This is a genomic window from Cellulomonas biazotea (genome assembly GCF_004306155.1).
In the GTDB taxonomy this organism is placed as follows: domain Bacteria; phylum Actinomycetota; class Actinomycetes; order Actinomycetales; family Cellulomonadaceae; genus Cellulomonas; species Cellulomonas biazotea.
In genome coordinates, this window is sequence record NZ_BIMR01000241.1 from 1 (window position 1) to 22,592 (window position 22,592).

Consider the following 22,592-nt stretch of genomic DNA (forward strand, 5'->3'; position numbering starts at 1 on the left):
CGTGCGGACCGGGCGTGCCACGGCGGCACGCCCGTCGAGCAGCCCGTCCGCGACCAGCCCCGCGACCGCCCGGCGTGCGGGCGCCGACAGGTCGGCGAGCGGCAGGCCGTCGGCCAGGCGCACGCCCAGCATCAGCCGCTCGAGCGCGGCGGCGTCCCCGTCGACCGTCTCCCGCCCCGCGGCCGGGCTCAGGCCGCGGTCGAGCCGGTCCGCGTAGGCGCGGGGGTGCTTGACGTTCCACCAGCGCACGCCCCCGACGTGGCTGTGCGCGCCCGGACCGATCCCCCACCAGTCGTCGCCGCGCCAGTACGCGAGGTTGTGCCGGCACGCGTCGGCGGGCGTGCGCGCCCAGTTGCTCACCTCGTACCAGCCGAGTCCCGCCTCGACGAGCAGGTCGTCGGCGAGCTCGTACTTCTCGGCCTGGTCGTCGCCGTCGGGCAGCGTGAGCTCGCCGCGGCGCACCTGGACCGCCATCCGGGTCCCGTCCTCGACGACGAGCGCGTACGCCGACACGTGGTCGACGCCCGTCGCGAGCGCCGCCTCGACGCTGGTCCGCCAGTCGTCGAGGGACTCCCCGGGCGTGCCGTAGATGAGGTCGAGCGACACCTGCAGGCCGGCGTCACGCGCCCACCGCACGACGTCGGGGATCCGGCGAGGGTCGTGCGTGCGCTCGAGCGTCGCGAGCACGTGCGGCACGGCCGACTGCATGCCGAACGAGACGCGCGTGAAGCCCCCCGCCGCGAGCGCCGCGAGGGACGACGGTGTGACGGAGTCGGGGTTCGCCTCGGTCGTCACCTCGACGTCGTCGGTCAGCCCCCAGGTGTCCCGGATGCCGCCGAGCATCCGGACCAGGTCGCCGACGGGCAGGACCGTGGGGGTGCCGCCGCCGACGAACACGGTCGAGACGGGACGCGCGGGCAGCCCGGCGTCGCGCAGGACCCGCCCGGCGAGCGCGACCTCCGCGAGCGCGGTCGTGGCGTACGACGACTGGCTCGCACCGCCGCCGAGCTCGGTCGCGGTGTAGGTGTTGAAGTCGCAGTACCCGCACCGGACGGTGCAGAACGGCACGTGCAGGTAGACGCCGAAGGCACGACCGGCGCTGCCGTCGACCACGGTCGGGGGCAGCGCGCCGTCGTCGGGGGCCGGCTGGCCGTCGGGCAGGGCGGGGGCCATGTCAGCCCAGCGCCGCGCGGTCGGCCGGCGTCAGGCCGCCGCGCCGAAACGTCGTCGTGCCGTGCTCGCGCAGCTCCCGGGCGGCGGACATGAGCGCGCCGTAGGCGGCGGACGCGAACGCCCCGCCGACCGAGACGCGCCGGGCGCCCGCCTCGGCGAGCTCGTCGACGGTGGGCCCGTCGGGCCAGGCCAGGACGTTGACCGGCACGTCGACGGCGTCGACGACGGTCCGGACCTGCTCGACCGTGCGCAGGCCGGGCGCGTACACGCAGTCGGCGCCCGCCGCGACGTACGCCCGCAGGCGTCGGATGGTGTCGTCCAGGTCGTCGACGCCGTAGAGGTGGTTCTCGCAGCGCGCCGTCAGGACGAGCGGATCCTCGGGCCGGTGGGCGGCGTCGGCCGCGGCGGCGACCCGCTCGACGGCGACGTCGAGGGGCAGCACCGCGGCGCGCACGGGGTCGTAGTCCTCGATCGAGCAGCCCGCGGCGCCCGCGTCGTGCAGCAGCTGGACCGTCGCCCCGACACCCGCCGCGTCGTCGCCGAAGCCGTGCTCCGCGTCGACCTGGACCGGCACGTCGACCGCGGCGACGACCGCCCGCACGTGCGCGAGCAGCTCGTCCCGGGTGACCTGCTGGTCCTCCTTGCCGAGCGACCACGCCAGGCCCGCGCTCGTCGTCGCGAGCGCCGGGAAGCCGGCGTGCACGAGCAGCCGCGCCGAGCCCACGTCCCACGGGTTCGGCAGCAGGAACGTCCCCGGGCCCGCGTGCAGGTCGGCGAACCGGCGGCGCAGCGCGGCGGCGGTCACTTCTTCTTCGCGTCCTTGGCGTCCTTGGGGGCGGCCGCGTCCGACGAGAGCGCGGCGATGAAGGCCTCCTGCGGCACGTCGACCCGGCCGATCGTCTTCATGCGCTTCTTGCCCTCCTTCTGCTTCTCGAGGAGCTTGCGCTTGCGGGTGATGTCGCCGCCGTAGCACTTGGCGAGGACGTCCTTGCGGATCGCGCGGATCGTCTCGCGCGCGATGATCCGCGAGCCGATGGCCGCCTGGATCGGCACCTCGAACTGCTGTCGAGGGATGAGGTCCTTGAGCTTGCCCGTCATCATGACGCCGTACGCGTACGCCTTGTCCTTGTGCACGATCGCGCTGAACGCGTCGACCGTCTCGCCCTGCAGCAGGATGTCGACCTTGACGAGGTCCGCGACCTGGTCGCCGATGGGCTCGTAGTCGAGGCTCGCGTACCCGCGCGTGCGGGACTTCAGCTGGTCGAAGAAGTCGAAGACGATCTCCGCCATCGGCAGGACGTAGCGCATCTCCACGCGGTCCTCGGACAGGTAGTCCATGCCCTGCAGGTCGCCGCGCTTGCCCTGGCACAGCTCCATGATCGCGCCGATGAACTCGCTCGGCGCCAGGATCGTGGCCTTGACGACCGGCTCGTGCACGGCGCCGATCTTGCCGCCGGGGAACTCGCTGGGGTTCGTCACGCGGACCGTCGTGCGGTCCTCGAGGTCGACGTCGTAGACGACGTTCGGGGCCGTCGAGATGAGGTCGAGGTCGAACTCGCGCTCGAGCCGCTCACGGATGATCTCGAGGTGCAGCAGGCCGAGGAACCCGACGCGGAACCCGAAGCCCAGCGCGACCGACGTCTCGGGCTCGTAGTTGAGCGCCGCGTCGTTGAGCTTGAGCTTGTCGAGCGCGTCGCGCAGCGCCGGGTAGTCGGACCCGTCGATCGGGTACAGGCCGGAGAAGACCATCGGCTTCGGGTCGGAGTACCCGCCCAGCGCCTCCGCGGCAGGCTTGGCCGAGTTCGTCACCGTGTCGCCGACCTTCGACTGGCGCACGTCCTTCACGCCCGTGATGAGGTAGCCGACCTCGCCGACACCCAGCCCCTTCGTCGGGACGGGCTCGGGCGAGATGACGCCGATCTCGAGCAGCTCGTGCGTGGCCTTGGTCGACATCATCGCGATGCGCTCGCGCGGGTTGAGGTTGCCGTCGACGACCCGGACGTAGGTGACGACGCCGCGGTACGTGTCGTACACGGAGTCGAAGATCATCGCGCGGGCGGGCGCGTCGGCGTTCCCCACCGGGGCGGGCACCAACTCGACGATCCGGTCCAGCAGCGCCTCGACGCCCTCACCGGTCTTGCCCGACACGCGCAGGCAGTCCGCGGGGTCGCCCCCGATGAGGCCCGCGAGCTCCTCCGCGTACTTCTCCGGCTGCGCCGCGGGCAGGTCGATCTTGTTGAGCACCGGGATGATCTGCAGGTCGTTCTCGAGCGCCAGGTACAGGTTGGCCAGCGTCTGCGCCTCGATGCCCTGCGCCGCGTCGACCAGCAGGACCGCACCCTCGCACGCCGCGAGCGACCGCGACACCTCGTACGTGAAGTCCACGTGGCCAGGCGTGTCGATCATGTTGAGCGCGTACGCCTGCTCGCCCACGCCCCACGGCATGCGCACCGCCTGCGACTTGATCGTGATGCCGCGCTCGCGCTCGATGTCCATGCGGTCCAGGTACTGCGCCCGCATGGCTCGCGCGTCGACGACGCCCGTGAGCTGCAGCATCCGGTCGGCCAGCGTCGACTTGCCGTGGTCGATGTGCGCGATGATGCAGAAGTTGCGCAGCAGCTCGGGAGCGGTGGCCGCCGGACGGATGCGCGACGCGGCGGCGGTGCTCGGGATCGGGGACACGCGCGGACTGCTCCCGGGTTCGTGGTGGGGCGCGGTGTGGCGCCGGACGGACGGTCGATGTCGGTCCACGGCCTCGCGGCGCGTGGGCGGACGACCCCACCATGGTCCCATGACGACGGACCTCGCCGCCTCGCCCGACCACCTGCGCCTCCTGCGCGGGCTGCAGGACGACTTCCTCGCGACGGTCCCGACGGTCGACCCGGGCGTGCCCGTGCCGTGGTGCGGCCGCTGGCGCGTCCGTGACCTCGTGGTCCACCTGGCCCGCGTCCACCACTGGGCCGCGGCGCAGGCCCGGCGCGGCCGGGAGGTGCCGCTGGGCCGCGGGCCGTTCGACCTCGTCGACCTCTACGGCACGTGCGCCGCGGAGCTGTACGACACCCTCGTCGCCCTCGGGCCCGACGCACCCGCCAGCACGCTGCTCGGTCCCGGCCCCGCGTCGTTCTGGCACCGCCGCCAGCTCCACGAGACGCTCGTGCACCTGTGGGACCTGCGCACCGCCGGCGGCCTGCCGCTCGACGTCGACCCCGCCGTCTGGGCCGACACCGTCGACGAGGTCGTCACCGTCATGCAGCCGCGGCAGGAGGCGATGGGCCGGATGGCGCCCCTGCCGGCCCCGGTGGCGCTCGTCGCGACCGACGCCGACCGCACGTGGTCGCTCGGGGGCCGCCGCGCGCGGGACGCCCTTCTCGGTGGGGGCCGCGCCGCCGACGCCCGCCCTCCCGCCGTGACTGTCCGCGCACCGGCGCGGGACCTGGCCCTGCTCGTGTGGGGCCGGCGCACGCCCGACGACACCGGGTTCGCCGTCGAGGGCGACCGGGCCGCGCTCGACGACGCGCTCGCCCGCCCCCTGACCCCGTGAGCCGGGCCGGTCAGGCCTCGCGCGTGATCCGCACCTCGACGTCGAGCTCCTGCGTGCCCGCACCGGCGTAGATCCCGCGCAGCGGCGGGACGTCGTCGTACGACCGGCCGCGCGCCAGCACCACGTGGTGCTCCCCCACCGCGACGCGGTTCGTCGGGTCGTACGCCGTCCACTCGCCGACCCACCACTCGACCCACGCGTGCGACTCGCCGCTCACGGTCTCCCCGACGGGGCCGTCGACCCGCGGGTGCAGGTAGCCGGACACGTAGCGCGCCGGGATGCCGATGCTGCGCAGCGCCCCGACCGCGAGGTGCGCGATGTCCTGGCACACCCCCGCGCCCGCCGCCCACGCCTCGACCGCCGGGGTGTGCGCGGTCGTCACGCCCGGGATGTAGTCGACCCGGTCGCGCAGCGCGCGGCACACCGCCTCGGCGGCCTGCGCGGGCTCGAGCCCGTCCGCGACCTCCCGCGCGAGAGCGACGACCTCGTCCGGCGGCTCGGTCGTCGCGGTGTCGGCGAGGAACTCCGCGAGCCGGTCCCGCAGCTCGACGCCGCGCAGCGTGTCCCAGCCCACGGGGGCGCGCACGGGCGCCCGCTCCGCGACCTCGACGACGTGCTCCGCCGTGATGACGAGCGACTCGTGCGGCGCGAGGACCTCGAACGCCGTCACCGCGCTCCCCCAGTAGTCGCGGTACTCGTGCCACCACGTGTGCGGGTGCACGTCCACGCGCGACTCCAGCACCGTCTGGCCCACCTGCGACAGCGGTGTCATCCGCGCCTCGTTGTACGACGCCGCCACCGGTCCCGAGTACCGGAACGTGGAGGTGTGCACCACCCGCAGCCTGCTCACGACTTCTCCTCCACTAGAGCGCCTCGCCGACCCACGTCGTCGCCGACGCGGACGGGAAGTACCGCCCGCGGATCGCGTCGGACGCCGCGGTGCAGGCCCGCTGGACCTGCTCCATCTCCTTCGGCAGCGCGTCGAGCACCTCGGTCAGCGGCCGGTACTCGAGGTTGGTCCGGACGAAGCCGATGTGCCGCCGGGCGTCGTCCACGGTCGCCCGGTCGGTCACCGGCTCGAGCGCCGCGAGGCACTCCTCCGCCTGGTTGAGCGCGAACACGATCGACCGCGGGAACAGCCGGTCGAGCAGCAGGAAGCCCGCCGCGCGCTCGTCGGAGGCGGTGCCGCGGTACGTCCGCAGGAACGCCTCGTGCGCGCCGCACGAGCGCAGCAGCGTCGTCCAGCCGGGACCGGCGGAGCCCGCGAGCGCACGCGTCGTCAGCAGCCGCGCCGTCATGTCCGCACGCTCGATCGACCGCCCGAGGACCATGAACGCCCACGTCTCGTCGCGCGACGTCGCGGAGTCCATGATCCCGGCGACGACGGCTGCACGCTCCCGCACCCACGTGAAGTAGTCGTGCGGCCGGGCGGGCCGCATGTGCGCGGGCAGCTGGTTCCAGGTCGTGTTGAGGCACTCCCACAGCTCGGTCGAGATGATCTCCCGCGCGCGCCGGGCGTTCTCGCGCGCCGCGACGAGCGACCCCGCGATCGACGACGGCGCGAACCGGTCGTAGGCGAGCATGTCGAGCACGTGGTCGCGGCCGACCTCGACGTGCGGCGGCGGCGCCGGCCGGTCCATGACGGACAGCAGCGACCGGCACGCGAGGTCCTCCTCGGCCCACGGGTCCTCCAGGAGGATCTGCACGTGGACGTCGAGCAGCCGCGCGGTGTCGTCGGCCCGCTCGACGTACCGCCCGATCCAGAACAGCGACTCGGCGATCCGGCTCAGCACGGCGCACCCCCCTCGACGACCCGACCCTGCTGCTGCTGCATGACCTGCACCCGCACGTCGCTCGGGTTCGCGTCGATGGGGACGGCGGTCGCGACGGGCACCGGGTGGGGCAGCCCGGGGGCGGCCCCCTGCGCGCGGCGCGGCAGCGCCCCACCGAGCACCCACGTGTCCTTGGACCCGCCTCCCTGCGACGAGTTCACGACGAGCTGCCCCTCGGGCAGCGCGACCCGCGTCAGCCCGCCGGGCAGCACCCACACCGAGTCGCCGTCGTTGACCGCGAACGGCCGCAGGTCCGTGTGCCGCGGCCGCAAGCCGTCCTCGACGAGCGTCGGCACCGTCGAGAGCTGCACGACCGGCTGCGCGATCCAGCCGCGAGGGTCCTCGACGAGCCGCGTCCGCAGCTCCGCGAGCTCCGCGCGGCTGGCGGCGGGTCCCACGACGAGCCCCTTGCCGCCCGAGCCCGCGACGGGCTTGACCACGAGCTCGTCGAGCCGGTCGAGGACCTCCTCGAGCGCTGCCGGGTCCTCGAGCCGCCAGGTGTCGACGTTCGGCAGGATCGGCTCCTCCGCGAGGTAGTAGCGGATCAGGTCCGGGACGTAGGTGTAGACGAGCTTGTCGTCCGCGACCCCGTTGCCGACCGCGTTCGCGAGCGTCACCGTGCCGTTGCGCGCGCACGTCATGAGGCCCGGGCTGCCCAGCAGCGAGTCGGAGCGGAACACCACCGGGTCGAGGAACTCGTCGTCGACCCGCCGGTAGATGACGTCGACCCGCCGCCGCCCCTGCGTCGTGCGCATCCACACGCGTCCCGACGCGCAGAACAGGTCGCGCCCCTCGACGAGCTCGACGCCCATGGTCCGCGCGAGCAGCGCGTGCTCGAAGTACGCGGAGTTGTAGACGCCGGGCGTGAGGACGACCACCGTCGGCTCGTCGACGCCCGCCGGGGCCGCGGCCGTGAGCGCGGCCAGCAGGCGCCGCGGGTAGTCCGCGACCGGCCGGATGCGCAGCGCCGCGAACAGCTCCGGGAACGTCTGCGCCATCGCCCGCCGGTTCGACAGCACGTAGCTGACGCCGCTCGGCACGCGCACGTTGTCCTCGAGGACCCGCCAGTCGCCCTGCCCGTCGCGCACCAGGTCGATCCCGGACACGTGCACCCGCACGCCGTTCGGCGGCTGGATGCCCCGGGCCGCCCGGTGGAAGTGCTCCGAGGAGACGACGACCGACCGCGGCACGACGCCGTCGGCGATCGCCCGCTGCGACCCGTACACGTCGCCGAGGAACGCCTCGAGGGCCCGCACGCGCTGCGCCACACCGGGCGCGACGTGCTCCCACTCCGCCCCGGCGACGACGCGCGGCACGACGTCGAGCGGGAACGGCCGCTCCTCGCCGGCGAAGTCGAACGTGACGCCCTGCGCGAGGTACGACCGGGCGAGCGTGTCCGCCCGGGCCCGCAGCTCGCCGGCCGACAGCTGGGCCAGCGCCGCGTGCAGGTGCCGGTACGCCGCCCGGGACCCACCGGTCTCCGGGTCGATCATCTCGTCCCAGGCCGGCCCCGTCGGGTAGTCGTCGAAGAGGTCCGCCATGGCGCGACAGTAGACCTCCGTTGTCACCGGTGCGTTACGCGCCGGACGCCCGGGCCGGACCACGTCGGGGGCGCTACGGTCGCTCTCGTGACGACTGCCGGACGCCTGGGCGCGACGCTGCGCCGACTCGGTTCGCTCGTGTCGGGACGCCGGCCCGCCCGCGGGTCCGCGGCGGCGCCCGCACCCCGTCCCGCCGGCCCCACGACGGGCCCGCGCGTCGAGTACGCGCCGCACGCCGACGGTGAGCCGGACCCCGGCGAGGTCGTGTGGGCGTGGGTCCCGTACGAGGACGACGCGTCGCGCGGCAAGGACCGGCCCGTGCTGGTCGTCGGCCGCGACGGCCGGACGCTGCTGGCCCTGCCCATGACGAGCAAGGACCACGACCGCGACGCCGCCGACGAGGCGCGGTGGGGGCGGGTCTGGATGGACGTCGGCACCGGCGCGTGGGACCCGCGCCGGCGGCCCAGCGAGGTGCGCCTCGACCGGGTGCTGCGGCTCGAGCGCTCGGCGGTCCGCCGCGAGGGCGCGGCCGTCGACCGCGCCCTGTTCGCGTCGGTGACGGCCGCCATGGCGGACGTCGCTGCGGGTCGCCGCCCACGGCAGCGCTGAGCCGCACGCCCCGGCCGGCTGCTGGGACGCGCGTGGGAGGTTGGTGGGCTGCAGGTGGGCTGCAGGTGGGCTGCAGGTGGGCTGCTGATGAGCACGGCTGACGATGCCCCGACCGGCTGGTAAGATGGCGAATTGCGTGTCCGCCCGGGTCGGCGGGCACAAGCCCAGCTCCTCTCCGCGGGTATCCCCACGCCCCAGTCCCGGAGCTGTGCGCGCCCTCTACGACCTGTCAGATCGCTTCGGCGAACACACCAGAGAGTTCTCACAACGTGGCCAACATCAAGTCCCAGATCAAGCGCATCAAGACGAACGAGAAGGCCCGCCTGCGCAACAAGGCGGTCAAGTCGGAGCTGAAGACGCACGTGCGTCGTGTCCGCGAGGCCGTCGCCGGTGGCGACAAGGACGCCGCGTCGACCGCGCTCGTCGCCGCGTCGCGCAAGCTCGACAAGGCCGTCTCGAAGGGCGTCATCCACGCCAACCAGGCCGCCAACAAGAAGTCGGCGCTGGCGAAGGCTGTCGCCGCGCTCTGAGGCCCGTCCTCACGCCGGGAGCCGCCGCTCCCGCACAACAGTGAAGGCGTCACCCCCCTGCGGGGTGACGCCTTCACTGGTCTCCGGCTCCGTCAGGTCAGCGACCAGGTCTCCCAGCTGCTGAGCGGGACGGACGGCCGGAAGCCTGCTTCGCGCAGCGCGCGGTCGAACGCCTGGGCGGCCGCCGCGGCGTCGCCCTGACGCAGGAAGCGGTCCCCGAGGTCACGCCAGGCGGCCGCGGACTGCCGCGACGCCTGCATCATGCCGAGCATGTCGGCGGCCCAGCGGTACGCCTGCGCCGCACCGTCGACGTCGCCGCGGGCGTACTGCACGTCACCGAGCGAGAGCTGCGCGATGGCCGTCTCGATGCGCGGCGGCTCGCCGAGCCGGTCGAGCGCGGCCCGCACGAACGTCTCGGCCGACGCGAGGTCGCCGAGCAGCAGGTGCGCGCGCGAGCGCTCGACGTCGAGGCGGGAGAGCTCGATCTCCGAGCCGAGGACGGCGAGGTCGGGCGCGGCCCGCTCGATCTGGTCCAGCGCCTCGCGCGGCTGAGCGGGCTCGGAGCGCAGCAGGAGCCACGCGTAGTTGAGCCGCAGACGCGGCAGGTCGCGGTCGGGCTCGCCCTCGGACAGCAGGGCGAGCGCGCGCTCCGTGTAGCGCTGCGCGAGCTCGTAGTCGCGGCGCTGCTCGGCGACGAGGGCCGCGTTCCAGTAGACGCTGCCGCGGCCGCGAGGCGTGCCCTGCGACTCGGCGAGGGCGATGAGCTCGGCGGCGCGGTGCGTCGAGTAGAGCAGGTCGCCGCGCTCGACGTACGCCCACAGGACGGTCGACGCGAGGCGCAGCTGCTCGTCGGTGCCGAGCAGGTCAGCGTCCTCCAGGTCGGCCAGCACGCGCTCACCGACCTCGACGCTGCGGTGCAGGTCGCCGGCCTCGAGGTAGGACGCGACGAGGGCGGTCGTGAGGGTGGCCGCCTCCACGTGGTGCTGGCGCGCCCGTGCGTCCGCGACGAGGGGCTCCAGGATCGCGACGGACTCCTCGAGCTCGCCGACGGCCTCGTGGGCGCGGGCCATCTCGCTGAGGGCCAGGACGCGCATCGACGGCGTCACGACCTCCAGGTCGAGGGCCTTGAGCCGGCGCAGCGCCCCGGCGGCGTCGCCCTGCGTCAGGTCGAGTCGCGCGTAGTCGATCTCGAGACGTGTACGGGCCTCGTTGGGCCCGTCCTCACCGTGGCGCAGGAACTCGAGGGTCGTCCCGAGCCTGGACGCGAGCACGGCGAGCGCCGAGTCGGTGGGCTCGCGGTGGCCGGCCTCGATGAGGGAGATGTAGCTGGGCGAGAAAGCCGACCCGGCGAGCGCCGTCTGCGAGAGCCCTGCGGCGAGCCGGGCCTCGCGCACCCGGTCAGCAATGGTGGTCATGGGAAGTCATCGTACGTGTGACGACGGCCGAGCGCATCACCCTCTTGCGCCCCGGACGTGTCGAGTCGGTCACCGAGGGCACCGAGAAGGGTCAGCGGCGGGCCGCCCGGGTGCGGCGCCTGGCACGGCACCCGGGCCGGCCACGGTCAGACGGCCTGGCGGCAGCAGCCGGTCGCACCGCCGGAGAAGGGCGTGATGGTCCCCTCCTCGGCGAGCGCCGGACCTGCACCGAGACCCAGGGAGACGGCAACGGTGGCGATCGCGAGGACGGTCGTGAGACGACGACGCATGGTGGTACTCCTGTCAAGCAGCGCGCGGAAGTGGTCACCGCAATGATGACGGCCCGGACGGTGTGCTGTCTCCCGTTCACCTGTATTCAGCAGAGCGGGTGAAGTTCTGCGCACGCTCGCGCGTTCCTCTGCGGTGACGACGGACCGGACAGAATTCCACCCGCGATCCGGCGGTTCACAGTCCGGGAGTTGTGGTGTCATAGATGCCATGACACCGGACGACGTCGACGGGCGGATCGCTCGGCTCGCAGCAGCCGTCGAGGACGCGATCCCTGACGCCCTGCGCTCCGAGTGGGAGCGCCGGATGGGTCGCGAGCCCGTGCTCGTCGCCCGCCAGGGCATCTTCTCGACGCACGGCCGCCCCTTCGCGTACCAGCTCTCGTACCGGTCGCCCGACCAGCACACCCATGCCGCCCACTCGTGGAGCACGTACCAGCACGAGCGGGCCACCGCACACGTCCTCGGCGCCACCTTCGGCCGGGCCGACCTCGAGCACGTGGCCCACGGCCGCCTGCTCTTCGTCCGCTGCCCCCGCGCCTACCTGACGGGCGACCTCGCCGTCCCGCGCCGCCCCGACCGCCTGGTCATCGAGATCACCGACACGGTCACGGTCGACTCGGCCGTCCTCGCCGGTGTGCGCAGGCTCCGGGAAGAGGGTTTCCGCATCGCCGTGCCGGGGTTCGTCTCGAGCGCCGACCAGCGCCGCCTGCTCCCCCACGCCGACTTCGTGAAGATCGACGTCCGCGACCTCGACGTCGAGGGTCACCCGGTCGTCGACCTCGCCCGCTCCTACGGCGCGCTCCTCGTCGCCGAGTACGTCGAGAACGCGGACACCCTGCGGCACGCCCGCGACCTGGGCTTCTCGCTGTTCCAGGGCAACCTGCTCGAGCGCGCCGGCGTGCTCGACCGCGCGGGCGCCCGGCCCGTCAGCCACTGACCGGTCGGCACGGCCACGCCTTTGCCGGAAGGCGCCTGTCGTCGCCAGACCGAGGCGCAGCGTGAGTCGCGGCACGAAGTCGTGTCAGTGGCGTCATGACTACGCCGGGACCGCCTCTCATCCGGCGTGACGACTTCCGCTCTGTCACCGAGCGCACCCTCGCACCTGCCGGTCGCACGCCAGCCGATCTGGACGACCGACGGCCGGCTGCACGGCCACGAGTACCTCTACCGCTCGTCCCTGGGCAGGCCCGCCCAGGTCGACCGGTGGAGCGCCGACCGGCAGGACGGCGCGACCACGGCCGTGCTCTCGGCGCTGTTCCACGACGGTGAACCGCCCGGCGACACGCTGGCGTTCGTCAACGTCACCCGGTCGTTCCTCGTGAGCGACCTGCCGCTGCCGCGGGTGCCCGAGCGCCTCGTCGTCGAGGTCGTGGAGACCGTCGCCGCCGACCAGGACGTCCTCGCCGGTCTGCAGCGTCTGCGCTCCGGCGGCTACCGCATCGCGCTCGACGACTTCGTCGCCACCCCCGACCAGGTCGCGATGCTGCCGTACGCCGACTACGTCAAGGTCGACTGCCGCGACCTCGAGGCCGACGACGGCCGCCTCGCGAGCACAGCCCGCGGCGAGGGGGCGATGCTCGTCGCCGAGCGGGTGTCGAGCTCCGCGCGCAAGCAGCGCTGCACCGAGCTGGGGTTCGACCTGCTGCAGGGCGACTCGCTCGGGCGCGCCGTCACGCTCCTGCTCTGACGCTCCGGGCCCAGGGGTCGGCACCTGCGGCGCGCGAGCGGCCTTGCGTGGCGCGGCGTGGGTACGCGGGGCGGTCCCGCACACCTCGTGCGCGGGGCGATCCGCACACCATCGTGCGCGGGGCGGTCCGGCGCACCGTGGCGCGCCGGACCGGCGCCCTCACGCGACCTGGTTGATTCGCACCTGGTTGCCGGCCGGGTCGCGGAACGCGCAGTCCCGCACGCCGTAGGGCTGGTCGGTCGGCTCCTGCACGACCTCCGCGCCCGTCGCCTGCACCTGCTCGAACACCGCGTCCACGTCGGGCGTGCTCAGCACGATGCTCGCGTAGCTGCCCTTCGCCATCATCTCGGCGATCGTGCGGCGCTCGTCCTCCGTGAGGCCGGGGTCGACGGCGGGCGGGTGCAGGACGATCGAGGTCTGCGGCTGGCCGACCGGGCCGACCGTGATCCAGCGCATGGTGCCGTAGCCCACGTCGAGCCTCATCTCGAAGCCCAGCGCGTCACGGTAGAAGGCCAGCGACGCGTCGGGGTCGTCGGCCGGAAGGAACGTCGAGTGGATGAGAAGGTCCATGCCGGCCACGCTACTCAGCGGACGGTGCGGGAGACTTCTCGATTCCTGACCGGTCGGGTGACCTGCTTGACCACGCAGCTCGGCAACCCGGCGACCTCGCCGGCGGACATCCGCCGGTACACGCTCGGCGACACCCCGACGAGCTCGGAGAACCGCGTGCTGAACGTCCCGAGCGACTGGCAGCCGACCGCGAAGCACACCTCGGTGACCGACAGGTCGCCACGGCGCAGCAACGTCATCGCGCGCTCGATGCGCCGCGTCATGAGGTAGCTGTACGGCGACTCCCCGTACGCCGCGCGGAACTCCCGGCTCAGGTGACCCGCCGAGAGGTGGACGCCGCGCGCGAGCGCCTCGACGTCCAGCGGCTGCGCGTAGTCGCGGTCGATGCGGTCCCGGACGCGCCGGAGCAGCACGAGCTCACGCAGCCGCGCCTCCTGCCCGGTCGTCATGAGGTCCAGCCTGCCCTGTGCGTCGTGCCGCTGACTAGGCGGTGCCGGACGCCGCGGCGATCCGGAGCACCGCGCGCTCGACCGCGAACTGCGCGTCGCGGCCCTCGCCCTTGACCTCGGCGTCAGCCTGCGCGACCGACGAGATGGCGACCGCCAGCCCCTCGGGCGTCCAGCGTCGCAGGTCGGCGAGCGCCCGGTCCGTCTGCCACGGGGCCAGGCCGAGCTCACGCACCGCCGCCGTCCCCCGACCGCGCACCGCCGCGACCTTCGCCAGGACGCGCAGCTTGGCCGCGAGCGCCGCGACGATCGGCACCGGGTCCACCCCGGTCGCGAGCGCGTGCCGCAGGAGCGCCACGGCCTGCCCGGAGTTGCCCGCGAGCGCCGCGTCGGCGACACGGAACCCCGTCGCCTCGATCCGGCCGCCGTAGTACCGCTCGACGACGTCCGGGCCGATCAGACCGCTCGTGTCGGCGACGAGCTGCGCGCACGCGGCCGCGAGCTCGCGCAGGTCGCTGCCCACGGCGTCGACCAGCGCACGGACGGCCTGCGCGTCCGCACGTCGACCGGCCCGTCGCAGCTCGGCCGTGACGAACGACGACTTGTCGGCGTCCGACTTGATCGCGTCGCACGTCACGGTCGGCACCTTCTGCGCGCGCAGCGTGTCGAGGAGCTTCTTGCCGCGCTGACCGCCGCCGTGCCGGAGCACCACGACGACGTCCGACGCCGGTGCCGCCACGTACGCGGTGACGTCGGCGAACAGCTCGTCGCCCGCCCGCTCCAGCCCGGCCACGACGACCAGCCGGTCCTCCGCGAACAGCGACGGGCTCGTCACGACGCCGAGCGTGCCGGTCGTGTAGTCCACGGCGTCGAGGCGGGTGACCTCGAGCCCGGGGTCCGTCGCCCGCGCCCGGGAGATCAGGCGGTCGACCGCGCGGTCGGCCAGGACGTCCTCGGGGCCGCTGACGAGCACCACCGGTGCCGGCTCGACGTCCTCCCACGACAGACCCGCCGGCGCGGACGAGCGGGAGGAGCTGCGGCGGGGAGCGGGAGGCACCGGCCCAGCCTGCCAGACCCGACCGACAGCACCGCCTCTCCGGCGGGAGCGTCGCGCCTTCGTCCCCCTCCGCCTGGCGCATCGTGCTTCGGTCTCGTCGTGCCGGTCCCGAGAGTCGCCCCGTGCGGGCCCCGGCCGTCGGGCTCCGGCCCGCCGTGCGGGTAGCGAAGAAGGTCACCCGCTCCCCCACCCGGTGCGCCGTCGCGCGGGGCGTCCTGGCCAGAGCAGGCGGGCGGTGGCCGTGCCCGCCGCCGCGAGGAGCAGCATGCCGAGCAGGCCCGGCGCCCACGCGACCTGGGTGCCCGGTACGCCGGCGGCAGTGCGGGCGACGGCGCCGATCCACCAGCATGCGGCGCCGGCGAGGTGGGCGAGCACGTGACCGAGCGCCGGCCACCACAACCCCACGAGAGCGCCCGCGAGTCCGAGCACCGTGGCCGGTGCGACGGCCGGGGCTGCGACGAGGTTCGCCGGGACCGCGAGGAGCGCGACGGTCGGCGACGCCGCCAGGAGCACGGGCGCGCACACGACCTGCGCGGCGACGGGTGCGGCGAGGGCCGTCGCGACGGTGTGCGGCAGGGCTCCGCGCCATCGCTCGGCGAGCGGCACGCCGAGCAGGACGAGCCCCGCGGTCGCCGCGACCGACAGGACGAACCCCAGCTCGGTCGCGAGCCACGGGTCGACGAGCAGCAGGACGACCACCGCGGCCGCGAGCGCGGCCGGGGAGCGGCTCCGTCGCCCCACCAGGAGCGCCGCGGCCCCGACGAGCCCCATTGCCGCGGCGCGCAGCACGCTCGGTGACGGGCCCACCACGAGGACCAGGCCCGCGCCGACCGCGACGACCGCGCCGGCGCGCAGGAGCCGCGGGAGCCGCGCGGTCGCAGCGCCGGCCAGGACGAGCGTCGTCAGCAGCGCGAAGTGCGCGCCTGACACGGCCGTGAGGTGGGCCAGGCCCGAGGCGCGCATGGCGTCGCGCAGGTCGTCGGGGACGCCGCTCGTGTCACCGACCGTCACGCCCGGCAGCAGGGCGGCCGCATCGCCGGGGAGCATCGCCGCCTGCCGGACGACCACCTGGCGCACCGAGCCCGCGGCGGCGAGCCACGGAGGTGGCGGTGCGAGGGGTCGAGGGACGTCCGTCGTCGTGAGGAGCGCCGTCGCCCGGTCACCCGGCGGCGCGGCGACGGCGCGTCCCGTCACGGCGACTCTCGCCCCGACCTCGACGCCCGTCCACGCAGCGGGCCCGAGGACCACGACGGGCTGGCCGCCGACCCCCCGCGCCGCTCCGTCGGATGCCGGGTCTGACACCGGGTCGGGCACCGGGTCGGACGCCGGGTCGGGCGTGGCGGCGGGCGACCGTCGACCCTGCTCGACCGCGTCGACCTCGAGCACGACGCGCGCACGTGGCGGAGCGCCGGGCCAGGAGGGAGCGAGGAGCGTCGCGCGCTCGGCGACCGACCCCGACACCGTGACGGTCGACGGCTCCTCGGCCGACGCCACCGCTGCCATCGGGCCGCGGGATCGCGCGGTGACCTGCGCGGCCCCGTCACCGAGGACCGCCGCCGCGACGACGAGCGCGAGGCCGCCGGACGCGAGCACAGCGGGCAGGCGATCGCCGTACGGGCCGGTCCGCCGGGCTCCGATCCCGGTGCTCGACGCACCGGACCGGGACCGCCGGCGGCCGGTCCCGGTCCGGGACGAAGCCGTCGGGGTCCGCCTCCTGACGTCGCCGACCTGCCACGCACCGGTCCCGCCGGCGGCCGAGCGGGGCGACATCCTGCGCCCGGCCGTGTGACGGGCGACCGCGAGGCCGACGCCGGCGAGTCCGAGGCACGTGAGCGCGGACGCGGTGGCGCTCACCGGCGACAGCCGGACGACGACGCACGCGGCGAGCCAGGCGACGACGGCGGGGACCAGCAGCCGGAGGTCGAGCGTCGACGACGGCGCCGTGCCCGGCGCGGGCATCGGGTCCGCGAGGACGTCCGACCGTACGCAGGACGTCACCGCTCTCCTGCCTGCGGCCGGCGGCGAGACAGGGTGCTCGGTGCGCCTGACCGCCCTGGCCTCGGCGGCTGACAGCAGGGCCCCGCGGTGCGTGGGTCCGACCGCCCTGCTGCGGGGGGCCGACAGCGAGCCGTGCCCGACTCTGCCGCCGTCGGCAGTCGAGTCGCCGGAGGAGGCAGGGCGTGGGCGGCGGGAACGGCGGGTCACACGCGCACCAGATCGCGCAGGCGCTCGAGCGCGGTCGGGCCGATGCCGCGGACGTCGGCGAGCTCGTCGACCGAGCCGAACGGGCGCTCGGCCCGGTGCTCGACGATGCGCTGGGCGAGCACCGGACCGATGCCGGGAAGGGCGTCGAGTGCTGCCGCGTCGGCCGTGTTGAGGTCGACCGGCGTGCCCGGAGCTGCGGCGTCGGGGATGCCTGCCGGGACCGCCGCCGCGGCCGGCACCTCGCCCGGGCGGCTGACCAGCACCTGCTCGCCGTCGACGAGGACCCGGGCGAGGTTGAGCAGCGTGAGGTCGGCGTCGGGCGCCGCGCCACCCGCGGCCGTGAGCGCGTCGAGGACCCGCGAGCCCGCCGCGAGCCGGACGACCCCCGGTGACGCGACAGCGCCCGCGACATGGACGACCACTCCGCCGTCCGCGTGCGCGGCGGTGCCGGCGAGCGAGCCGTCCTGCCCGGCCGCTGCACCGTCGGGGGTGGCGCCGCTGCCGCTGTCGAGGCCGAGACCCGCCGGTTCCGACCGACCGCCCGGCACCGGGGAGGCCGTGGTCGCCGGGCCCGAGGGCTCGGGGAACGCCACGGGCGGTCCGCTCGCCCGCGCACCCACCCGGAGGGCGACCGCACCGGCGGCCAGCAGCAGGACCAGGGCAGCGGTGACGGCGAGCTGCCACGACACCGCCCAGCGCACCCGCAGGGCGCGCACGGGGCGCGGGCCCGCGTCGGCGGCGTCGAGGTCGAGGGGCGAGCCGTACGTCGCGACGTACCCGTCGCGCACCGCTGCGAGCACCCGCTCGTCGTGGAGCGACGAGCGGCCGCCTCCCGCGTCGAGGTCGCGGGGCGAGCCGTACGTCGCGAAGTCGCGCACCGCTGCGAGCGTCCGCTCGTCGTGGAGCGACGGGCCGCTGCCTCCCGCGAACCCGTCCCGCGCGTCGGCGTCGGTGGCCGACGCCGACGCCGGGAGGCGCAACGGTGCGGCGGTGCGACCGTGCTCCTGGCGGCGCTGGTCGTCAGGTACGGCTCGCACGTGTCCGGCAGGGTCCGAGCGGTGGGCAGCGGCGTCGGCGCTCGTGCGCACCGAGTGCGGTGCCGCGGCCGGGCGGAGGTGCGCGGGCGGCGTCCAGCGCGGGCTCGAGGGCGTCGCGCCGCGGACGACGTCGTCGAGGCGTCGTCGGGGCGAGCGCTCGGGAGGGTGCACACCGCGACGCTAAGGACGGGACCAGCCGCGGGGACCGCCGTCGCCGACTCTCCGTGGACGTCCACCCCTTGTCGGCGGGCTGTGGACGCCTCGTGGGGCGACCGAGCGACCGAGCGACCGACCGACCGACCGAGCAAGGGCGCGGTCGAACCCCGCCATCCGTGGGGCCGCCACACGGTCGCACGCCGCCATGCGTCGGGCCTCGCCACGGTCGCACTCCGTCGCGCGTCGGGCCTTCGCACGGTCGAACGCGTCGTCCGGCCGCGCCGCCCTACGACCGAGCCCGCCACGCGACGAGCGGTCGAGCGACCTGGCCTCGACGGTCGTGGGGCCGCGGCGCGCCCCGCCTCGGCGGGGAGCGCCTCGTCAGGCGTCGGTGACGACGACCGCGATGAGGCCCGGGCCGACGTGGGCCGCGAGCACGGCGCCGGCGTCGCAGGTGACGGTCTCGACGACCCGCTGCGCGCCCCATGCCTCGATCTGCGCGGCCACCGCCGCGGCGACGTCGGGCTGCTGCAGGTGGTGCACGGCGACCCGGGCCGCCGAGCGGTGCGCGACGTCGGCGACGGCGAGGGCCTCCAGCCGGTCGCGCGCGGCGCGGCGCGTGCGGACCTTCTCGACGACGACGACGGAGCCGTCGCGGATCGTGAGGATGGGCCGCAGCCCGAGCACGGTGCCGAGGGCGGCGGCGGTCGCGCTGAGCCGGCCGCCGCGGCGCAGGTGGTCGAGCGAGTCGACGAGGAACCAGACACGGCTGGACGCCGCCACGCCGCGGGCGACGTCGGCGACCTGCGTGCCGGTGGGCAGGGCGGGGCGGGGTGCCTGCCGGCGGCTCCACCAGGCGCGCAGCCCCCCGCGGGGCGCCTCCGCATCCTCGGTCGGTCCGCGGGCGGCGCGCGCGGCGGCGAGGACGGCGAAGCCGAGCGCCATGCCCGCGGTCCCCGAGTCGACGACGTGCACGGGGACGGGCACCGTGGCGGCGGCGAGCCGGGCCGCCTGGACGGTCCCGGACAGGCCACCGGCGAGGTGGACGGACACGACCTCCTGCGCGCCGTCGGCGACGGCCTGCTGGTAGGCGGCGGCGAACGCGGCGGGCGGGGGCTGCGACGTGCTCACGCGGGCGCCGCGACCGAGCGCCGCGAGCAGCTCGGCGGGGCCGAGGTCGACGCCCTCGGCGTGGCGCGTGCCGTCGACGACGACGTCGAGCGGCACGACGCCGATCCCCCACCGCGCCACGTCGGCCGGTGCGAGCACGGCCGTCGAGTCGGTGACGACCGCGACGTGCGGGCGGACGCCGCCGCGCCGCCCGTGCGTCCCGCTCAGGCGGGCACCACGTTGACGAGGCGCGGCGCCCGGACGATGACGGTGCGCACGTCGCGGCCGGCGAGGGTGCGCTGGACGCCCTCGTCGGCGAGCGCGAGCGCGGTCAGCGCCTCGTCGGTGACGTCGAGCGGCACCTCGACGCGACCGCGCACCTTGCCCTGCACCTGCAGGACGCACGTGACGGTCTCCTCGACGAGGAACACCGGGTCGGCGACCGGGAACGGCTCGTGGGCGAGCGACCGGTCGTGCCCGAGGCGCTGCCACAGCTCCTCGGCGACGTGCGGGGCGACGGGCGCGGTCATGAGGACGAGCGCCTCGACGGCGGCCCGCGGGGCGGCGGGCAACGTCGTCAGGTGGTTGTTGAGCACGATGAGCTTGGCGATCGCGGTGTTGAGGCGCATGGCCTCCATGTCCGCCGTGACGTCGGCGATCGTGCGGTGCAGGACGCGCAGCGTCTCGGCCGACGGGGCCTCGTCCGTGACGAGCAGGGCACCGGTCGTCTCGTCGACGACGTTGCGCCACAGCCGCTGCAGGTACCGCTGCGACCCGACGACCGCGCGGGTCTCCCACGGGCGCGACTGGTCGAGCGGACCCATCGACATCTCGTAGACGCGCAGGGTGTCGGCGCCGTACTCGGCGTACATCTCGTCGGGCGTCACGGCGTTCTTCAGGGACTTGCCCATCTTCCCGTACTCGCGCGTGACGGGCTGGTCCTGCCACGTGAAGCCGGTGGCGGACGCGGCGTCCTCCACGACCTCGGCGGCGGGCACGGCGACGAGGCGCTCGTCCCGGAAGACGTCGGCCTGGATGTAGCCCTGGTTGAAGAGCTTGTGGAACGGCTCGGCGCTCGACACGTGACCGAGGTCGAACAGCACCTTGTGCCAGAACCGGGCGTACAGCAGATGCAGCACGGCGTGCTCGACGCCACCGACGTACAGGTCGACGCCGCCGACGGAGTCCTGCGCCTGCGCGCCGTGGCCCGGGCCCATCCAGTACCGCTCGAGCGCGGGGTCGACGAGGACGTCGTCGTTCGTCGGGTCGAGGTAGCGCAGGTAGTACCAGCAGGACCCGGCCCAGTTGGGCATGGTGTTGGTGTCGCGGCGGTACTGCTTCGGGCCGTCGCCGAGGTCGAGCGTGACGTGCACCCAGTCGTCGTTGCGGCCCAGCGGGGGCTCGGGCGACGAGTGCGCGTCGTCGGCGGCGAAGGTGCGCGGCGCGTAGTCGGGCACCTCGGGCAGGTCGACGGGCAGCGTGTCGGCGGGCAGCGCGATCGGCAGGTCGTGCTCGTCGTAGACGATCGGGAAAGGCTCGCCCCAGTACCGCTGCCGGCTGAACAACCAGTCGCGCAGACGGTAGTTGACGGTGCCCTCGCCCACGCCGTGCTGCTCGAGCCACGCGATGATCGCGGCCTTCGCCTCGGCGACGGGCAGGCCGTCGAGGCTGATCTCGTCGTTCGCGGAGTTGATCGCGACGCCGTCGCCCGTGCGCGCGCCGTCCAGGGTGCCCTCGGGCGCGTCGATCGTGTAGACGACGGGCAGCTCGAAGGCCTGGGCGAACGCGTAGTCGCGCTCGTCGCCCCCGGGGACGGCCATGATCGCGCCCGTGCCGTAGCCCATGAGGACGTAGTCGGCGGTGAACACGGGCAGCAGCTCGCCGTTGACGGGGTTCGCCGCCAGGTGGCCGGTGAAGACGCCCGTCTTGCGGCCGGCGTCGGCCTGACGCTCGACGGCGGTCTTGGCGGCGGACTCCTTCCGGTACGACGCGACGGCGTCGGCGGGCGTGCGGTGACCGCCCGTCCAGGCACCGTGCGTGCCGTCGGGCCACTCGGCCGGGACCTCGTCGAGCAGCGGGTGCTCGGGGGCGACGACGACGAACGTGGCGCCGAACAGCGTGTCGGGGCGGGTCGTGAAGACCTCGACCTCGCTGCCGCCCTGCACGGCGAACCGGACGCGCGCGCCCGTCGAGCGGCCGATCCAGTTGCGCTGCATCGCCGTGACCTTGTCGGGCCAGTCGATGTGGTCGAGGTCGTCCGCGAGGCGGTCGGCGTAGGCGGTGATCCGCATGTTCCACTGCCGCAGGCTGCGCTGGAACACCGGCAAGTTGCCGCGCTCGGAGCGGCCGTCGGCCGTGACCTCCTCGTTCGCGAGGACGGTGCCGAGGCCCGGGCACCAGTTGACCGGCGTCTCCGAGACGTAGGCCAGGCGCTGCGAGTCGAGCACGCGGCGCCGTGCGACGGCGTCCAGGTCGGCCCACGTCGCTCCGTCGGCCACGCCGTCGACGCCCGTGGGCAGCGGGCGTCCGGCCTCGTACGCCGCGACGAGCTCGGTGACGGGTCGGGCGGCGCCGCGGCCGCCGTCGGGGCGCACGGCGTCGGCGTCGTACCAGGACTCGAAGATCTGCAGGAAGATCCACTGCGTCCAGCGGACGTAGTCGGGGTCGATCGTCGCGAACGACCGGCGGGCGTCGTGCGCGAGGCCGAGCCGGCGCAGCTGGCGCTGCATGATCTCGATGTTCGCCTCGGTCGTCGTGCGCGGGTGCTGGCCCGTCTCGACGGCGTACTGCTCGGCGGGCAGGCCGAACGCGTCGAAGCCCAGGGCGTGCAGCACGTTGTCGCCCTGCATGCGGCGGAAGCGCGCGACGACGTCGGTCGCGATGTAGCCGAGGGGGTGGCCGACGTGCAGACCCGCGCCCGAGGGGTACGGGAACATGTCCATGACGAAGAACGACCGCCGCGACGGGTCCGCGAGCGCGCCGTCCCCGTCGGTGAGGTCGCCGACCGGGTTCGCGGCGTAGAAGGTCCCGCGGCGCTGCCACTCGTCCTGCCAGCGGAGCTCGATCTCCTGCGCGAGGGCGGCGGTGTACCGGAAGGGCACCTCGTCGGACGAGGGGGCCGGGGCGGGGGCGGAGGTGTCCTGCGACGTCACCCGAGGAGTTTACCGGCGGGGCCACGGCCCCCGCACACACCGTCCCCCAGCCTGCGGCGGTCCGCACGCGCTCCTACGATCGCGGCATGACGGGGACTCCCCCGGGCGACGACGCCCGGCTCGCCCAGCTCGAGGCCGCGGCGGCGCAGGCGGCCGCCGAGGCCGCACACCTGGAGGCCGAGGCGGCGCGCGCGAGGGCGGCCGCCCTCGCCGCGGAGCTGGCCGCGGCCCGGGCCTCGAC

At 74.9% G+C, this 22,592-nt stretch carries 20 protein-coding genes; 5 read left to right on the forward strand and 15 right to left on the reverse strand.

Going from position 1 to position 22,592, the window contains the following annotated elements:
- The 3 genes from hemW to lepA all read right to left on the reverse strand — a co-directional run.
- A partial coding sequence (gene hemW / locus CBZ_RS15065) for a radical SAM family heme chaperone HemW (protein ID WP_130782330.1) occupies positions 1-1,173 on the reverse strand: 1,173 nt, incomplete at its 3' end.
- Position 1,174: 1 nt separating this feature from the next.
- The gene (locus CBZ_RS15070) at positions 1,175-1,978 is read right to left on the reverse strand and encodes an isocitrate lyase/PEP mutase family protein (RefSeq protein WP_130782331.1); all 804 of its coding nucleotides are present in this window, start codon (positions 1,976-1,978) and stop codon (positions 1,175-1,177) included.
- The gene (gene lepA / locus CBZ_RS15075; RefSeq protein WP_130782332.1) at positions 1,975-3,855 is read right to left on the reverse strand and encodes a translation elongation factor 4; all 1,881 of its coding nucleotides are present in this window, start codon (positions 3,853-3,855) and stop codon (positions 1,975-1,977) included. The genes CBZ_RS15070 and lepA overlap by 4 nt, the downstream gene beginning before the upstream one ends.
- Positions 3,856-3,964: 109 nt before the next feature.
- Here lepA and CBZ_RS15080 point away from each other — a divergent pair, with 109 nt between their 5' ends.
- Positions 3,965-4,714 (forward strand): maleylpyruvate isomerase family mycothiol-dependent enzyme, encoded by a 750-nt coding sequence (locus tag CBZ_RS15080; RefSeq protein ID WP_130782333.1) that lies wholly within the window; start codon positions 3,965-3,967, stop codon positions 4,712-4,714.
- Positions 4,715-4,724: 10 nt separating this feature from the next.
- Here CBZ_RS15080 and CBZ_RS15085 read toward each other — a convergent pair whose 3' ends face one another.
- From CBZ_RS15085 to CBZ_RS15095, 3 genes are read right to left on the reverse strand one after another with little or no spacing between them, the layout of a single operon-like run.
- The gene (locus CBZ_RS15085) at positions 4,725-5,564 is read right to left on the reverse strand and encodes a transglutaminase family protein (protein ID WP_130782334.1); all 840 of its coding nucleotides are present in this window, start codon (positions 5,562-5,564) and stop codon (positions 4,725-4,727) included.
- Between the two features lie 13 nt (positions 5,565-5,577).
- Positions 5,578-6,507 (reverse strand): alpha-E domain-containing protein, encoded by a 930-nt coding sequence (locus tag CBZ_RS15090; protein ID WP_130782335.1) that lies wholly within the window; start codon positions 6,505-6,507, stop codon positions 5,578-5,580.
- The gene (locus CBZ_RS15095; RefSeq protein ID WP_130782336.1) at positions 6,501-8,087 is read right to left on the reverse strand and encodes a circularly permuted type 2 ATP-grasp protein; all 1,587 of its coding nucleotides are present in this window, start codon (positions 8,085-8,087) and stop codon (positions 6,501-6,503) included. Before CBZ_RS15095 ends, CBZ_RS15090 begins: the two co-directional genes overlap by 7 nt.
- An 87-nt stretch (positions 8,088-8,174) precedes the next feature.
- Here CBZ_RS15095 and CBZ_RS15100 point away from each other — a divergent pair, with 87 nt between their 5' ends.
- Entirely contained in the window at positions 8,175-8,696 is a 522-nt protein-coding gene (locus CBZ_RS15100) for a type II toxin-antitoxin system PemK/MazF family toxin (RefSeq protein ID WP_246013439.1), read from the forward strand.
- Positions 8,697-8,965: 269 nt separating this feature from the next.
- Positions 8,966-9,226 (forward strand): 30S ribosomal protein S20, encoded by a 261-nt coding sequence (gene rpsT / locus CBZ_RS15105; RefSeq protein ID WP_130782337.1) that lies wholly within the window; start codon positions 8,966-8,968, stop codon positions 9,224-9,226.
- A gap of 92 nt (positions 9,227-9,318) precedes the next feature.
- Here rpsT and CBZ_RS15110 read toward each other — a convergent pair whose 3' ends face one another.
- Both CBZ_RS15110 and CBZ_RS21005 read right to left on the reverse strand, forming a co-directional pair.
- Positions 9,319-10,641, reverse strand: coding sequence for a helix-turn-helix domain-containing protein (locus tag CBZ_RS15110; protein WP_130782338.1), 1,323 nt, complete (start codon positions 10,639-10,641; stop codon positions 9,319-9,321).
- 146 nt (positions 10,642-10,787) lie between these two features.
- Positions 10,788-10,931, reverse strand: a complete 144-nt coding sequence (locus CBZ_RS21005; protein WP_165446795.1) for a hypothetical protein — start codon at positions 10,929-10,931, stop codon at positions 10,788-10,790.
- Between the two features lie 208 nt (positions 10,932-11,139).
- Between CBZ_RS21005 and CBZ_RS15115 the strand changes: the two genes are divergently transcribed.
- Positions 11,140-11,868 (forward strand): EAL and HDOD domain-containing protein, encoded by a 729-nt coding sequence (locus CBZ_RS15115; RefSeq protein WP_130782339.1) that lies wholly within the window; start codon positions 11,140-11,142, stop codon positions 11,866-11,868.
- 126 nt (positions 11,869-11,994) lie between these two features.
- A complete protein-coding gene (locus tag CBZ_RS15120; protein WP_246013441.1) occupies positions 11,995-12,618 on the forward strand; it encodes an EAL domain-containing protein in 624 nt (207 codons plus the stop codon).
- A gap of 159 nt (positions 12,619-12,777) precedes the next feature.
- Here the strand turns inward: CBZ_RS15120 and CBZ_RS15125 are convergent, their stop codons facing one another.
- The 7 genes from CBZ_RS15125 to leuS form a co-directional block, all read right to left on the reverse strand.
- Entirely contained in the window at positions 12,778-13,188 is a 411-nt protein-coding gene (locus CBZ_RS15125) for a VOC family protein (protein WP_174768685.1), read from the reverse strand.
- Between the two features lie 14 nt (positions 13,189-13,202).
- Entirely contained in the window at positions 13,203-13,637 is a 435-nt protein-coding gene (locus CBZ_RS15130) for a helix-turn-helix transcriptional regulator (protein ID WP_130782341.1), read from the reverse strand.
- 34 nt (positions 13,638-13,671) lie between these two features.
- Positions 13,672-14,691, reverse strand: a complete 1,020-nt coding sequence (gene holA, locus CBZ_RS15135) for a DNA polymerase III subunit delta (RefSeq protein WP_130782342.1) — start codon at positions 14,689-14,691, stop codon at positions 13,672-13,674.
- 174 nt (positions 14,692-14,865) lie between these two features.
- Positions 14,866-16,689: a ComEC/Rec2 family competence protein gene (locus CBZ_RS15140; protein WP_130782343.1), complete on the reverse strand. Its 1,824-nt coding sequence runs from the start codon at positions 16,687-16,689 to the stop codon at positions 14,866-14,868.
- A gap of 203 nt (positions 16,690-16,892) precedes the next feature.
- The gene (locus CBZ_RS21850) at positions 16,893-17,933 is read right to left on the reverse strand and encodes a ComEA family DNA-binding protein (RefSeq protein WP_246013443.1); all 1,041 of its coding nucleotides are present in this window, start codon (positions 17,931-17,933) and stop codon (positions 16,893-16,895) included.
- A gap of 537 nt (positions 17,934-18,470) precedes the next feature.
- Entirely contained in the window at positions 18,471-19,427 is a 957-nt protein-coding gene (locus CBZ_RS15150; protein ID WP_130782348.1) for a DegV family protein, read from the reverse strand.
- Complete coding sequence (leuS, locus tag CBZ_RS15155) at positions 19,424-22,351, reverse strand: leucine--tRNA ligase (protein ID WP_130782344.1); 2,928 nt, start codon at positions 22,349-22,351, stop codon at positions 19,424-19,426. Before leuS ends, CBZ_RS15150 begins: the two co-directional genes overlap by 4 nt.
- Positions 22,352-22,592 lie beyond the last annotated feature (241 nt).